Origin of the sequence: Kribbella aluminosa (genome assembly GCF_017876295.1) — a bacterium.
GTDB lineage: Bacteria > Actinomycetota > Actinomycetes > Propionibacteriales > Kribbellaceae > Kribbella > Kribbella aluminosa.
In genome coordinates, this window is record NZ_JAGINT010000001.1 from 3,013,682 (window position 1) to 3,028,314 (window position 14,633).

A 14,633-nucleotide genomic window follows, 5' to 3' on the forward strand; every position below is an offset into this window, starting at 1 on the left:
GAGATGACCTACAGCGCCGTCCCGGACAGATACGAGACGCTTCCCTACCGCCGTACCGGTTCCTCAGGGCTCGTGCTCCCGGCGGTGTCGTTCGGCCTCTGGCAGAAGTTCGGCACCGACTACGCGTACGAGACGCAGCGCGAGATCATCCTGCACGCGTTCGATCTGGGCATCAGCCACTTCGACAACGCGGACCGCTACGGCCCGCCGCACCGCGCCGCGCAGGAGACGTTCGGCCGGGTGCTGACCACGGACCTCGCGCCGTACCGTGACGAGCTGATCCTGTCCACGAAGGCGGGTAACCCGATCGGTCCGAGCCCTTATCTGACGGGCGGTTCGCGGAAGTCGATCCTGACGTCGCTCGACCACAGCCTGCGCGACCTCGGGACCGACTACGTCGACATCTTCTATCACCACAGCCCGGACGTGCAGACGCCGTTGGAGGAGAGCGTCGGCGCGCTGGTCAGCGCAGTACAACAGGGCAAGGCGTTGTACGTCGGGATCAGCAACTATCTGCCGGACCGGGCGCACGCGGCGGCCGAGCTGCTGCGCGAGGCCGGCGTACCGCTGCTGATTCACCAGACCCGCTACTCGATCTACGACCGGCGCCCCGAACAGAACGGTCTGCTCGAGACGGCGGATCAGGACGGGTTCGGGGTGATCGTCTACAGTCCACTGGCCCAAGGCCTGCTGACCGACAAGTACCTCGACGCCATTCCCGACGGCGCACGAGCCCAGAACAGCACCTTCCTCTCACCCGAGGTCATCGACGACACGTACCGGCGTCGTACGACGGAACTCAACAAGCTGGCCGAGTCGCGAGGGCAGTCGCTGGCGCAGCTGGCCCTGCAATGGGTGCTGCGCCGGGGCGAGGTCACGTCGGCGTTGATCGGCGCGAGTTCGACCGCGCAGCTCGACCACAACCTGCAGGCCTTGACCTTCCCGCCGCTGACCGACGAGGAACTGGCGCTCATCGACGAGCACGGCGTACACGGTACTGGGCTGAAGCTGTGAGCGATGCGTTGACCGCCCGGCGGATCGGCGCGGGTGTGGAGGACGGCCGGCCGTTTCGGCTGGGGTTTCTGCTGCATCTCGACAACGACGGCGCGCCGGCGGCGGCGTACCGGCAGGCGATCGAGTTGTTCCGCGCCGCGGAGGAGCTCGGCTACGACTCCGGGTGGGTGATCCACCGGCACTTCCGGCAGGGCAACGAGCACGTCTCGGCGCCCCTGGTGCTGCTCGCCGCGATCGCGGAGCACACCAGCCGGATCCATCTCGGTACCGGCGTGTACGTCCTGCCGCTCGAGGATCCGCTGGTCGTCGCCGAGGCGGCCGCCACCCTCGACGAGCTGAGCGGCGGACGGCTGCAGCTCGGGGTCGGCTCGGGCCCGTTCCCGGGTGCCTGGGAGGCGTTCGGCAGGGAACTCGACGATCGGCACAAGCTGTACGACGCGGGCGTGACGAGCCTGCAGCGGTTGTTGTCCGGGCATCCGGTGAACAGTCTGGGCGAGGTGCTGCATCCGCCGGCCCGCGGTCTGCGTCGCCGGCTGTGGCAGGCGACGTCGTCCGATCCGGCGGTCGCGGTCACCTCGGCACAGGCGGCGGGCCGTGCGGGCGACGGGTTGCAGCTGTCCCGGGCGACCTCGTTCAACCGGCAACAGACACCTCAGCGGCAGGCGGAAATCGTCGGGGCCTTCCGGGAGGCGCACCATGCGGCGGAGCCTGGTGCCGTCCCGCGCGTGCAGGTCTCGCGGGCGATCTATCCGCACCCGGATCGCGCGGCAGCCGTGGCCGCGGTCGCGCCGGGCGCAAGCCGCTGGCAATCCTGGATCGCCTCGCGCCGCGGCCTGCCGGAGCTCACCGTCGAGGAGTTCCTCGAGCGGGACAACGCCTTACTCGGTCCTACGGACGCGATCGCTGCGGGCCTCGCCGCGGACCCGGCCCTCGAGCATGTGACGGACCTCCTGGTCAGCTTCGTGCCCGGCGTACCGCCGTTGGACGAACATCTCCGATTGTTGCAGGCGGCAACCGATGTCGCGCGTCTGCTCGGCTGGCAGGAGCCATCATGACCTTCCATCTCATCGCGTCGCTGATGACGCCGGGGCACTTCCGGAGCGCCTGGCGGTTGCCGGATGCCGACCCGCACGCGTACCTCGATATCGACTACTTCCGCGGACTCGCGCGGATCGCCGACGAGGTGGGTCTGGACGCGATCTTTCTCGGCGACGCACCCGCGCTCGGGCCGGAGATCGCCACCAATCCGGGCACCGGCATCGATCCGTTGATCCTGCTCGGTCATCTGGCGGCCGTGACCGAACGCGTGGGCGTGCTGGTGACCAGCTCGACCAGCTACAACTCGCCGTACAACCTGGCCCGCCGGTTCCAGGCCCTCGACATCGTCACCAAGGGACGCGCCGCGGTCAACCTCGTGACGACGTACGCGCCGGCCGCGGCGGCGAACTTCGGGCAGACCGAACCCGCCGCGAAGGAGACGCGGTACCGCCGGGCGCACGAGTTCCTCACGGTGGTACGCCGCCTGTGGGACAGCTGGGAGCCGGGCGCGATCGTCGCCGACAAGGCGAGCGGGCGGTACGTCGATCCCGGATCGATCCACGCGGCCGACCATCACGGCGAGTTCTTCTCGGTCGCCGGACCGTTGCCCGTACCGGGTGATCATCCGGTGGTGGTGCAGGCGGGTGGATCCGAGGGTGGTCTGAATCTCGGCGCAGAGCTGGCCGATGTCGTCTTCACCGTCGCACAGACCCAGGCGAAGGCGATCGCGTTCCGCGACGACATCCGTCGCCGGGCCGTCGCGGCCGGACGCGGTGCGGACGACGTGAAGATCTCCTTGGGTGTCATCGTGCTGATCGGCGAGACCGAGGACGATGCCCGTACACGAGCCGACGAGCTGTACGCGACCCTCGGGCTCGACCAGCTTGCCAGAGGCGTGCTGGCCGCGCTGGGCCTGGGCGATCGCGACCTCGACGAGCCGATCGGGATCGCCGATCTCCCGGAGGTCCCGGTCGCCGAGGCAGGCTCGGTCGGCTTCCAGGTCAGCACGCGCGCTCTGCTGGCCGAGCGGCCGCTGTCGGCCCGGGAGCTGGCACGCCACGCACCCGGCAGCGGTCACCGGCTCGTGGTCGGGACCGCCGAGCAGATCGCGGACGACCTCGAATCCTGGTACCGCGCGGGCACCGCCGACGGCTTCACGATCATGTACGCCGACACCGCCGTCGACTTCGAGCGCTTCGCCCGGCTCGTCGTACCGTTGCTGATCGATCGTGGACTCTTCAGGCCGGCCGAGTCCGGCTCGACCTTGCGGGACCGCCTTGATGTGCCGCAGTACGGACAGCGCCGTACCGGCAACGCTGCTGTGGCAGGCTGACGCGGCCCGGAAACCACTCGACCACATCCTGCACTTCGACGTCTGGTGATGCCTGAACGACCGACAGCCGTCGCTCAGGACGCAAGGAACGAGGTGATTGCGGAGGCGAGGGCGTCCGGTTGTTCGAGCGGGATGATGTGGCCGCAGTCCGGGACGGCGGTGTGGGTGAGGTTGTCGGCGAAGGGGACGAGTTGTGAGTGGATCGCGTCGCCGACGATGCCGCCGCTGATTGCGAGCGTGGGGACGGTGAGCCGGGTGGTTGTCAATGCGTCGTGGATTTGTGCGGCGCTGACGGCCGATTCGCGGTACAGGTCGAATCCGGCGCTGAGGGCGTCGCGGCCGGTGTAGGCGGCGATGAAGTTCGCGCGGGCGTCGGCGCCGATGTCGCGTCGTATGCTCGGGCCGGTCAGGAACCAGTCGAGGTAGTCGGCTTCGTGTCCGAGCAGCACGGTCTCTGCGAGGCCGGGTACCGAGTGGAACCCGAACCACCACGGTGGCCCGAGGTCGTTGGCGACGCCTGGGAGGAGCCCTTCCATGAGGATCAGCCGCGAGACTCGGTCGGGGTGCTGCAGTGCGGCGAGGAACGCGGGCGGTACGGCGGCGTCGATCGCGACCACTGCTGCCTCGTCCACATCGAGGGCGTCCAGCAGCCGGATCACGTCGGCGGCCAGCGTTGCGGCGTCGCGGCCGCTGTTTGTGCGTTCGCTGGCTCCGAGGCCTCGGAGGTCCGGTGCCACGACGAGGCGGTTTCGCGCGAGCGGCGGGGCGATCCGGTGCCACAGGTAGGAGGTGTGTGGCCAGCCGTGGAGGAGCACCACCGCCGTACCTTCGCCTGCTACGACGACGTGGAACTCGAGGTCGTCGATCGCCATCCGCTTGGACTCCATGCTGTAACCGCCGTTCATCAGGTAACCTCTGGTTACCGGCTAGCCTCGCCGGAACGGGAGCAGTCGGCAAGAAGGCACTTTCGCGAAAGGTGGTGAGCCGGTGGTGACCGAGCGCCCGGGTGACCTGTTTTCGGCCGATTGCCCGACGCGGCATCTGCTGGACCGGATCGGCGACAAGTGGACCTCGATGGCGGTGAAGCTGCTGGCTGAGCTGTATCCGGAGGCGGCGCGGTTCTCGGAGCTCAGGCGCGCGATGCCGGGAGTGAGTCACAAGATGCTGTCGCAGACCCTGCAGCGTCTGGCCGCCGACGGCCTCGTCAGCCGGCGGGTCGAGGACTCGGTCCCTCCCGCGGTGTACTACGCACTGACCGAGCTGGGCCGCTCACTCGACGAACCACTGGCCGCACTCCGCGACTGGGCCGAGACCCACATGTCCGAGATCGAGGGCCACCGCACTCACGGACGCCACGACCGCCACCCGGACAACTGACGACGAAGCCCTGTGCCACAGGGGAATGTGGCACAGGGGACTGTGGCACAGGGCTTCGGCGCTGGCATTCGGTTGAAGCTGCGGTCGGGGCGCGTTGGCGCAGATGGCGACGTGGTCGGAGGAGGCTCCGAGCCGGCTGTCGAAGGTGAAGTCGTACTGCGCTCCCGCGATGTAGGCGTTGGCGCGTTCGCGGGGGACGTCGTACGGGAGGTAGTCGTCGTACCGAAGAGGTCGGGGTCGGTCAGCGTGTTGAAGGCGATCCGGAACAGATCGTCGACGACATCCGCCGTCGCGTCCAGCGCGCGAAACTCGGCAACGCGGAGGTGCCACGCAAGCTCACGCCCAGGAGACGGAAGAGATCAACTCGTTCGGCGTCGCCGAGTAGCCCTCAGCAGCCACGGCGTCGGGGGTGCGGCGAGGTCTTGACAAGTTTGTGCAAGTTGGCGCAATCTTGGCGAAACCTTGGCGCAATCTCCGGGAGCCGTTGTGAACCCCACCTTGACCGATGTCGCGCAGCGCGCGGGTGTGTCGTTGTCCACTGCGTCGCGGGCGTTCAGTGACCCGGACCGGATCGGGCGGGACACGCTGCGGCGGATCGTCGAGGCGGCCGAGGAGATCGGGTACGTCGCGTCGGCGGGGCGGCAGTCGCGGGCGGCGGGGATGCCGACGCGGTCGGCGACGGTCGCGGTGATCGTGCCGGACATCGGCAACCCGGTGTTCGCGAGCTTCGTGAAGGCGGCGCAGGCGCACGGCTGGAACCGCCGGCAGACCGTCGTCCTGACCGACACCGACGGCAGCCCGGACCGCGAGCGGGAGATCATCGGCGAGCTCCAGGAGCGTGTCGACGGTTTCATCGTCTGTTCTCCCCGGTTGCCTGCGCACGACATCGCCGAGCTGTGCGGGAACACGCCGCTGGTGCTGGTCAACCGCACGAGTGACGAGACGAACAGCGTCGTACCGGATGCGGCCGACGGCCTCCGGCAGGCGCTGGAGTACCTGCGCGTCCTCGGTCACGAGCACGTCGCGTACGCACAGGGCTCGCCGCTGTCCTGGTCGAACCAGAACCGGGTCGATGCGATCCAGAGCCTCGCCGAGCAGTCGGACATCGAGCTCGTACTGATCGGCTGGCAGGCGGAGACGGTCGCGGGTGGCCAGGCCGCCGCCGCGAGTGTCGTGGCCTCGGGTGCGACCGCGGTGATCGCGCACAACGACCTGATGGCGCTCGGGATCATCACCGGGGCGACCGCGCTGGGGATCGAGGTTCCCGGCGATCTGAGCGTGATCGGCATCGACGACACGCCGCTCGCGGAGGTCGCTCGGCCGACGTTGACGAGTATTCAGGTGCCGATGTCGCGGGCGGGCGTGATGAGTGTCGACATGTTGCATCAGCAACTCACGGCAGAGGCCGGCCAGCCGGCCGCCGCGCCGCGGGTCGTCACGCTGCCGACACAGCTGGTCGTCCGGCAGAGCACCGGTCCGGTCGCCGGCTGGACGCCCGCGCGCCGCGAGCGGAGCGACGGATGAGAGTCGTCGTCACGGACCCGAACCTGCTTCCGCTGCGCGACGAGCTCGAGTCGCTGTTGCCCAAGGCAACCGAGGCGGTCTGGCTGCCGGACGACGTTCCCGGCGCGTTGCGGACGGCGGACGTGCTGGTCGGCCCGGCGTTCACGCAGGAGATGGCCGACGCGGCGCAGCAGCTACGACTTGTCCAGGTCGCAGGCGCCGGGACGGACCGAATCGAGGCGTCCGGCGTACCGGTCGCGAACACGTACCACCACGAGGACTCGATCGCGGAGTACGTCGTTTGGGCGCTGATCGGCCTGCGCCGCGAACTTCCGGCCGCCGACGCCGCCCTGCGCCGGAACCGCTGGCGGTCGAATGTCTACAATCCAACAATCCCGCAGCCGGACACCCTGGGCAGTGCGCGGGTCGGCTTCCTCGGCTTCGGCCACATCGGCCGGGCCACCTGGCGTCTCCTGCAGGCGTTCGACGCGCAGGCGCAGGCGGTCACCGCGAGCGGCAAGGCCGCCGCGGACGGGCTGAACTGGGCGGGGGACACGAGCCGGCTCGGCCGTCTCCTGGACGAGTCAGACGCACTCGTGGTCTCCGCGCCGCTCACCGGGACCACCCGCGGCATCATCGGCGCCGCCGAGCTCGAGCGGCTCGGGCGCGCCGGCGTACTCGTGAACGTCGCCCGCGGACCGCTGGTCCAGCAGCAACCGTTGTACGACGCCTTGCGGGACAGGACGATCCGCGCCGCCGCGCTCGACGTCTGGTACTCGTACCCGACGACCGGCGACCGGGCGGCTCCCGCCGACGCCCCGTTCGGCGAGCTCGACAACGTCCTGCTGACGCCGCATCTGTCCGGGATCACCCGGCAGACGTTCCGCGGCCGCGTCCAAGACATCGCAGCCAATATCAACGCCCTGGCCGACGGCCAGGAACTGCGCAACGTCGTGAGGCACTGACATGACCGATCGCATCATCGCCGCCGAGGTGATCCTGACCAGCCCCGGCCGGAACTATGTGACGCTGAAGCTGCAGACCGCCGACGGTGTCACCGGGTACGGCGACGCCACCGTCAACGGCCGGGAACTCGCCGCCGCGAGCTACCTCCGCGACCACGTCGCGCCGCTGCTGATCGGACTGGACCCGGCACGGATCGAGGACACCTGGCAGTACCTCTACCGAGGGGCGTACTGGCGGCGCGGCCCGATCACGATGGCCGCCGTCAGCGCCGTCGATCTGGCCTTGTGGGACATCAAGGGCAAGGTGGCCGGGATGCCCGTCTACCAGTTGCTCGGCGGCGCGGTCCGCGATCGGGTCCTCGCCTACACGCACGCCTCGGCCTGGGAGTTGCCCGAGTTGCTCGACGCGGTCGACGCCCGGCGAGCGGACGGGTTCCGGGCGGTTCGCGCGCAGTCCGGCGTACCGGGGTTGGAGACGGTGTACGGCGTACATCGCGACGCCGGCGGCGGATACGAGCCGGCCAAGCGGGGCGCCGTACCGGTGACGGAATCGTGGGACACCGACGCGTACCTGCGCCATGTGCCCGCCGTACTCGCCGCCGTTCGCGAACACGTCGGACCCGATCTGGCCCTGCTGCATGACGCGCATCACCGGCTCACGCCGCAGCAGGCCGCGCGGCTCGGGAAGGCCCTCGAACCCGCGGACCTGTTCTGGCTCGAGGACGTGACCCCGGCCGAGAACCAGGAAGCCCTGCGACTGGTCCGGCAGCACACGACGACGCCGCTGGCGATCGGCGAGGTCTTCAACAGCATCTTCGACTGCAAGGACCTGATCACCGAGCAGCTGATCGACTACGTCCGGGTCGCGGTCGCACACGCCGGCGGGATCAGCCACCTGCGCAGCATCTTCGCGCTCGCCGACCTCTACCAGGTGAAGGCCGCACCGCACGGGCCGTCCGACGTCTCGCCGGTCTCGTTCGGTGCGAGCGTGCACGTCGGATTGTCGACAATCAACTTCGGCATCCAGGAGTACATGGGGTACGACGCGCTCGCGCACGAGGTGTTCCCGCACGCGTGGTCGTTCGCGGACGGCTACCTGCATCCGGGGGAGGCGCCGGGACTCGGCGTCGAGGTGGACGAAACACTGGCGGCGAAGTTCCCGTACGAGCCGGCGTACCTGCCGGTCGCGCGCCGTCTCGACGGCAGCATGACCGACTGGTGACCGCGATGAAACGAGCAACGGTCCCCGAACATCTGCTGACCGCGAGACCGGCAAGCACAGGCATCGTGCATCTGGGTTTAGGCAACTTCCATCGCGCGCATCAGGCCGTCTACACCGCTCAGGCGGGCGACGGCTGGGGAATCCTCGGCGTCGCGAGCCGCTCGACCGCGGTCGCCGACGCGATGAACGCCCAGGACGGCCTCTACTCGGTGCTGGAGCTGTCGCCCGAGGGATCGTCGATCAGCGTCCCCGGCGTGCACACCGGCGCGATCGTTGCTGCCGGCAACCCGGAGGCGGTGGTCGCGGCGATTGCCGCCGAGCAGACCCGGATCGTCTCGACGACGGTGACCGAGCACGGCTACTGCATGGATCCCAGCACCCATCGCCTGGACCTGGACCGGGTCGCCGCGGATCTGCACGCGACCCCGCAGACCGTCATCGGCCAGATCGCCCGCGCTCTGGAACGCCGCGCCAGTACTCACCTGGCCCCGATCACCGTCCTGAACTGCGACAACATGCAGTCGAACGGCACCCGGACCCGCGCCCTCGTCCTGGAGTTCCTGCAGGTCGCCGGCTCGCCCGCGATCGACTGGGTCGCCGGCAACGTCACCTTCCCGAACTCGATGGTCGACCGCATCGTCCCCGCGACCACGGACGGCTACCGCGCGGCGGCGGCCGAACTGCTCGGGGTCCGAGACCGGATCCCGGTACCGGCCGAGCCGTTCACGATGTGGGTACTGGAGGACCGCTTCGCGGCCGGACGCCCGGCCTGGGAACGCGGAGGCGCGGTCTTCACCGACGAGGTCGAGGCCTACGAACTGCTCAAACTGCGGCTGCTCAACGGGACCCACTCGCTGATCGCGTACCTCGGTGCACTCGACGGCCGCGCGACCATTCCGGAGGCCCGGGCGGCCGGCTTCATCGAGTCCGCCGCCCGCTCGGTCCTCGAGGACGACTACCTGCCGACAGTCACGCTGCCGCAGGGCTTCGAGGTGAAGCCGTACGTCGCCTCGCTGTTCGAGCGCTGGTCGAACCACGCACTCGGGCACCGCACCCAGCAGGTCGGTAGCGACGGCTCGGTCAAGCTCCCGCAACGGGTTCCCGAGCCCGCGGTGCAGCTGCTGAAACAGGGCGTGATGCCCGAGCACCTCGCACTGACCGTGGCCGCTTGGATGTGTTGCGTCGTACCGCTGCCCGGGTTCGACCCCGGGCCGCACGCCCGGGCGATGGTCGACCCGGCCCGCGAGCGGCTCGGGGCGCTCGCGGCGACGTCCCGCAGTACCGAGGACCTGGCACGAGCCGTCCTCGACCAGGTGTTTCCCACTGAACTTGCCGAGAGCAACGACTTTGCCCGGCGTGTTGCCGAGTACGTCGCCGTCGTCACCCGCGACGGCGTCCGCGCCGCGGCCGGTCTGGCCGCCCGCTCCCGAACGTCCCGGTCGCACGCCTCGCCCGCGGCCTGAGACCCCCGAAGGATCCGCCATGGAAACGAGCAGTTCACACCCGGAGCCATCCCGCCAGGAAGTCCGTAGGGCCGCGCTCGCCGGCCTGATCGGCACCGCCCTCGAACAGTACGACTTCGTCATCTACGGGACCGCGTCGGCGCTGGTCTTCAGCCACCTGTTCTTCCCCAACATCTCGGCGACGGCAGGGCTGCTCGCCAGCTTCAGTGCCTACGCGGTCGGGTTCTGTGCCCGGCCGCTCGGCGGCATCTTCTTCTCACGGTACGGAGATCGCCTCGGGCGCAAGTGGGTTCTGGTGGCCACCTTGACCCTGATGGGCGTCGCGACGATGGCGATCGGCGTCCTGCCGACGTACCAGTCGGTGGGAGTGTGGGCGCCGATCCTGCTCGTGCTGAGCCGTTTTCTGCAGGGCTTCGGCGCGGGTGCGGAGCAGTCCGGCGGTGCGACGCTGCTCACCGAGACGGCGGTCCGGGGCAAGCGTGGCCGGCTTGCGGCGTTGGTGATGACCGGAGCGGCCGCCGGTACGGCGCTCGGCGCCGGGGCCTGGGCGCTCGTACAGTTGCTGCCCGACGACCAGTTGATGTCGTGGGGTTGGCGGGTCGTGTTCCTGAGCAGCGCGTTCGTCACGATCGCGGCGTACGTCCTGCGGCGCCGGTTGAAGGAGACGCCGGTGTTCGCGGAGATCAAGGCCGAGCGGGCGGCCTCTGCCGCGCCGGTCCGTGAGGCGTTCCGGAACGGCAAGAAGGCGGTTGCCCTGGTCATGCTGATGACGGTCGGCCTGAGCGTCCAGTCGTACACGTACCAGGTGTTCATGGCCTCGTACCTCAAGGGCACGGTCAAGATCGACGCCCACGCGATACCGGAGATCCTGCTGGTGGGAGCGATCTTCGGCGGTATCGGCGCGATCGTCCTCGGCTACCTGTCGGACCTGTTCGGGCGCCGTCCGGTGTTCCTCGGCATCACCGGGCTGCTGCTCCTGCTGCCGGTGCCGACGTTCCTTGCCTTGAGCACCGGAAATCTCACGCTCATCTACCTCGCGATGATCGTCGGCTTCGTCTTCGCCTGCCAGGGCGGGGTCGCGGTGACGATGAGCTACTTCCCGGAGCTGTTCGGCAGCCGCTACCGGTACGCCGGTGTCACGCTGGGCCGCGAGTTTGCCGCCGTACTCGGTGGCGGCTTCGCCCCGCTGATCGCGGTCGCGCTGATGGGCGCCTTCGACTCGTGGGTACCGGTCGCGATCTACATGACGGTCGCGATGGCGATCACGTTCGGCGCCGGGCTGCTCGCGCCGGAGACCAGGGACCGCGACCTGCTCGCGCCCGAGAACGCGACCGACGGTGCGCTGCTGACCCGTTCGGCGACCGCTGCCGCCACGGCCTGAAGGAGAAACCATGAAGGCGATCGTCATCCAGGGCAAGCTCGAGCTCGTCGAGGTCGAGCTGCCCACGCCGGAACCGCAGCCCGGCCAGGTCCGGCTCCGGATGGCGTACGGCGGCATCTGCGGATCCGACCTGCACTACTACCACGAGGGTGTCAACGGCTCGTTCGTCGTCCGCGAGCCGTTGGTACCAGGCCACGAACTGTCCGGCACCGTCGACCTCGACCCGGCGGGCGAGCTGGCCCCCGGTACGCCGGTCACGATCCACCCGGCCACCTTCGGAACGCCGGAACCGGGGATCGAGGACCGGCCGCACCTGTGGCCGAACGGCGCCTACCTCGGCAGCGCGTCGACCTGGCCGCACACCCAGGGCGGGATGAGCGAGTTCCTTGTCGTGAGCAACGACATGGTCCGCGTCCTGCCGACGACCTTGCCGCTGCGCCGCGCTGCCCTGGCCGAACCGCTGGCCGTCGCACTGCACGCCGTCGAGATCGCCGGTGGAGTCGAGGGCAAGCGCGTCCTGGTGTCCGGGTCAGGCGCGATCGGCCTGCTCACCGCCGCCGCAGCCGTGACGGCCGGCGCGACCGAGGTGGTCACGACCGACGTACTCCCGGGACCGTTGCAGCGCGCCCGCGATCTCGGCGTACACAGCACCCTGCAGGTCGGCACCGACGAGATTCCACGTCAGTACTTCGACGTCGTCCTCGAATGCACCGCGGTCCCCGTCGCGATCACGACCGGTCTCGACGCAGCCCGTCGCGGCGGGATCGTCGTACTGGTCGGCATCCCGGCCGACGAGCCCCGACCCGTCAACCTCGCACCCGTCGTCGCGCGCGAACTCCAGGTCCGCGGCACCCTCCGCTTCAACAACGAGATCGACCACGCCATCCAGCTGCTCGACGCCCAGCCGCACCTCGAACAGATCATCACCCACGAATACCCAGCCACCCAGGCTGTCGAAGCCTTCACCACCGCCACAAACTCCAACACCTCCGGCAAGGTCCTGCTCACACTCTGGCCGCCTGAGATCGCCGGCCAACATTCGGGCCGGCGATCGTCGCTGCAGTGATGGACAACGACGCGGCCCACACTCGATGAGCGGGAATCTGCGTCTGCTGTCGCGAGGTATCGACAGGTGCGACGGCACGTCAGCGGACGAGATCATTCAGGGCGGTCTCGGCGAAGTGAGGCCACTGGTCGGCGTGGGTGTGGGGGATGGCGACCCAATCCTTGAAGGGGCGATGTTTGCCGGAGGGGTCGAAGAGCTCGGCTCCGGGGAGAGTGAGTGCTTCGGCATGGACGGGGGTGCCGTCGCCGAGCCGGAAGGCCAGGCTGTCGCCTTTGAGACAGGCGAAGGCCTTGCCGCGGGCTTTGAGGGCGCGTTTGCCGAACATCGCGCCTGCTGTGGCGCCTCGGGATGCGAGGTCGGCGGCGATGTCGTCGAAGAGGACGTCAGGGGTCATGATCCAAGTCCTTGCGCTGGTGGAGTGAGCTGGTCGCGGCGGCGGGCCAGATACTGGCGTTCGATGTCGTTGCCGACCATGGCGACGGCCTGGTCGTAGGCGGCGATGGCCTCGGCGGTGCGGCCCAGGCGACGCAACAGGTCGGCCTGGGCTGCGGGCAGCAGGTGAGATCCAGCGAGCTGTCCGGTGTCGTCCAACTGGTTCAGCAGCCGCAGGCCTGCGGCGGGACCATCAGCCATGGCGACAGCGATAGCCCGGTTGAGTTCAACCATCGGTGACGGGTCGAGGCGGGCGAGGAGTCCGTACAGGGCGGTGATCTGTGGCCAGTCGGTGGTCTGACTACTGGGAGCGTCGGCGTGGACGGCGGCGATCGCCGCCTGCAGCGCGTAGCGACCCGCCGGCCGCGTCTGCAGCGCACCGAGTAACAGTTGACGTCCCTCGACGATCAGGTCGCGGTTCCAGGCGGCACGGTCTTGATCCTCCAGAGTGACGAGTTGTCCTCGGGAGTCGAGCCGGGAATGTCGGCGGGCTTCGGTCAGCAGCAACAGCGCGAGCAGGGCGGTGGCCTCAGACTCGTCGGGCAGCAGCCCGTGCACGCCCCGGGCCAGGCGGATCGCCTCCGTGCAGAGCTCGGCTCGGATCTGAACCGGACCGGTGGTGGCTGCGTATCCCTCGGTGAACAGCAAATAGAGCACGGCCAGCACGGCAGGCAGCCGCTGCGGCAGTTCGGTGCGGCCGGGGACCCGATAGGGGATGACGGCGTCGCGGATCTTGCGTTTCGCGCGCACGATCCGCTGCGCGACTGCCGACTCGGTGGTCAGGAACAGCCGGGCCACCTCGACGGTGGTCAGGCCACCCAGACAGCGCAAGGTCAGCGCGGCCTGGGCCGGGCGGGCCAGGGCCGGGTGGCAACAGGTGAAGAACAGCCGCAGCCGCTCGTCCGGAACATCGTCGTCCAGGTCGGACGGCATGAGGGTGTCAGTCATGACAGTCTCCGTGCGCAGGAGGGCGAGCTTGCCGGTCAGGGCCTTCTCGCGACGGATCTTGTCGATCGCCGCGTTGCGGGCCACCGCGGTCAGCCAAGCAGCTGGGTGGTCGGGAATACCGGAGTCCGGCCAATGCCGGACCGCCTTGAGGCATGCGTCGGCCAAGGCTTCCTCGGCGTCGTCGATGTCGCCGAGGAAGCCCACCAGCCGGGCCAGGACCCGGCCGTGCTCGGCGCGGAAGATCCGGCCGAGCTCGTCCTCGGTTCCGGTCAGGTCGGCATCACCGGACGCAACTCGACCGTGCCGTGGCTCGCCCCCGGGCAACGCGCAGCCCACTCCAGCGCCTCGTCCAAATTGGCGCACTCAAGAACGAAGAAGCCGCCCAGCTGCTCGCGCGCTTCGGCGAACGGCCCATCGGTGACCAGCCGTTCGCCGTCACGAACAGCTACCGTGCTGGCGGTCACGGAGGGCTGGAGCTTCTGCCCACCACGCATCACGCCGGCCTGCGCGACCGCGGCGGTGTACTCCTCGTACTCCTGGCCGAGCTTGTCCCAATCGACCTCGCCGTCCTTGGACTCGTCCCGGTAGATCAGCACCAGATATTCCACGTGTCAGCGCCCTTTCAACATCGTTCCTGCAGTGCCCGGTCGGCCACCTCGCTGAAGGAGACGAACCGTTCAGGCCGCGATCGACACCGACCAACAACAACGCGCTGTGACGCCGGTCACTCAAATTCGGTACGCCCGCACCACGCCGATACGCCAGGACAGAGCGATACGGCCAGTGACCAAGGGTAAGCGAACCGGGGGGTCTTGCTGGAACAGCTGTGGCCGTTGCTGGGCCATGTCGGTCCACCGGTACGGTGCCGCTCTCCTCGCCGCCGACCTGCTG

14 protein-coding genes are annotated in these 14,633 nt (G+C 69.2%); 10 read left to right on the forward strand and 4 right to left on the reverse strand.

The genetic code is table 11. The annotated features are described in order from the left end of the window. The first annotated feature begins 3 nt into the window (after positions 1 to 3). From JOF29_RS14510 to JOF29_RS14520, 3 genes are read left to right on the forward strand one after another with little or no spacing between them, the layout of a single operon-like run. A complete protein-coding gene (locus JOF29_RS14510; protein WP_209694719.1) occupies positions 4 to 1,014 on the forward strand; it encodes an aldo/keto reductase in 1,011 nt (336 codons plus the stop codon). Beyond that, on the forward strand, positions 1,011 to 2,069 hold the full coding sequence (locus JOF29_RS14515) for an LLM class flavin-dependent oxidoreductase (protein WP_209694720.1): 1,059 nt from the start codon (positions 1,011 to 1,013) through the stop codon (positions 2,067 to 2,069). The genes JOF29_RS14510 and JOF29_RS14515 overlap by 4 nt, the downstream gene beginning before the upstream one ends. After that, positions 2,066 to 3,385, forward strand: a complete 1,320-nt coding sequence (locus JOF29_RS14520) for an NtaA/DmoA family FMN-dependent monooxygenase (RefSeq protein ID WP_209694721.1) — start codon at positions 2,066 to 2,068, stop codon at positions 3,383 to 3,385. The genes JOF29_RS14515 and JOF29_RS14520 overlap by 4 nt, the downstream gene beginning before the upstream one ends. Before the next feature lie 74 nt (positions 3,386 to 3,459). On the opposite strand, the gene JOF29_RS14525 is transcribed toward JOF29_RS14520, so the two are convergent. Continuing rightward, positions 3,460 to 4,290 carry an alpha/beta fold hydrolase gene (locus JOF29_RS14525; RefSeq protein WP_245357593.1) on the reverse strand — a complete coding sequence of 277 codons (831 nt, stop codon included), beginning with the start codon at positions 4,288 to 4,290 and terminating at the stop codon, positions 3,460 to 3,462. Positions 4,291 to 4,372: 82 nt separating this feature from the next. Between JOF29_RS14525 and JOF29_RS14530 the strand changes: the two genes are divergently transcribed. The 7 genes from JOF29_RS14530 (at position 4,373) to JOF29_RS14560 (ending at position 12,362) form a co-directional block, all read left to right on the forward strand. Next, positions 4,373 to 4,762, forward strand: a complete 390-nt coding sequence (locus tag JOF29_RS14530) for a winged helix-turn-helix transcriptional regulator (protein ID WP_307863330.1) — start codon at positions 4,373 to 4,375, stop codon at positions 4,760 to 4,762. Positions 4,763 to 5,248: 486 nt separating this feature from the next. Further along, the gene (locus JOF29_RS14535) at positions 5,249 to 6,286 is read left to right on the forward strand and encodes a LacI family DNA-binding transcriptional regulator (protein ID WP_209694722.1); all 1,038 of its coding nucleotides are present in this window, start codon (positions 5,249 to 5,251) and stop codon (positions 6,284 to 6,286) included. Further along, positions 6,283 to 7,230: a 2-hydroxyacid dehydrogenase gene (locus JOF29_RS14540; RefSeq protein WP_209694723.1), complete on the forward strand. Its 948-nt coding sequence runs from the start codon at positions 6,283 to 6,285 to the stop codon at positions 7,228 to 7,230. Before JOF29_RS14535 ends, JOF29_RS14540 begins: the two co-directional genes overlap by 4 nt. A 1-nt stretch (position 7,231) precedes the next feature. Beyond that, positions 7,232 to 8,452, forward strand: coding sequence for a D-mannonate dehydratase ManD (gene manD, locus JOF29_RS14545; protein ID WP_209694724.1), 1,221 nt, complete (start codon positions 7,232 to 7,234; stop codon positions 8,450 to 8,452). A gap of 5 nt (positions 8,453 to 8,457) precedes the next feature. After that, positions 8,458 to 9,915, forward strand: a complete 1,458-nt coding sequence (locus JOF29_RS14550; protein ID WP_209694725.1) for a mannitol dehydrogenase family protein — start codon at positions 8,458 to 8,460, stop codon at positions 9,913 to 9,915. A 19-nt stretch (positions 9,916 to 9,934) separates the two neighbouring features. After that, the gene (locus JOF29_RS14555; RefSeq protein WP_209694726.1) at positions 9,935 to 11,296 is read left to right on the forward strand and encodes an MFS transporter; all 1,362 of its coding nucleotides are present in this window, start codon (positions 9,935 to 9,937) and stop codon (positions 11,294 to 11,296) included. Between the two features lie 10 nt (positions 11,297 to 11,306). Beyond that, a complete protein-coding gene (locus JOF29_RS14560) occupies positions 11,307 to 12,362 on the forward strand; it encodes an L-idonate 5-dehydrogenase (RefSeq protein ID WP_209694727.1) in 1,056 nt (351 codons plus the stop codon). Between the two features lie 79 nt (positions 12,363 to 12,441). Here the strand turns inward: JOF29_RS14560 and JOF29_RS14565 are convergent, their stop codons facing one another. Genes JOF29_RS14565 through JOF29_RS14575 form a run of 3 tightly spaced genes read right to left on the reverse strand, consistent with a single transcriptional unit; the run spans position 12,442 to position 14,350 of the window. Then, entirely contained in the window at positions 12,442 to 12,756 is a 315-nt protein-coding gene (locus JOF29_RS14565; protein WP_209694728.1) for a hypothetical protein, read from the reverse strand. Then, positions 12,753 to 14,078, reverse strand: a complete 1,326-nt coding sequence (locus JOF29_RS14570) for an RNA polymerase sigma factor (protein ID WP_372446279.1) — start codon at positions 14,076 to 14,078, stop codon at positions 12,753 to 12,755. Before JOF29_RS14570 ends, JOF29_RS14565 begins: the two co-directional genes overlap by 4 nt. Further along, positions 14,012 to 14,350 (reverse strand): YciI family protein, encoded by a 339-nt coding sequence (locus tag JOF29_RS14575; RefSeq protein ID WP_209694729.1) that lies wholly within the window; start codon positions 14,348 to 14,350, stop codon positions 14,012 to 14,014. Before JOF29_RS14575 ends, JOF29_RS14570 begins: the two co-directional genes overlap by 67 nt. Positions 14,351 to 14,633 lie beyond the last annotated feature (283 nt).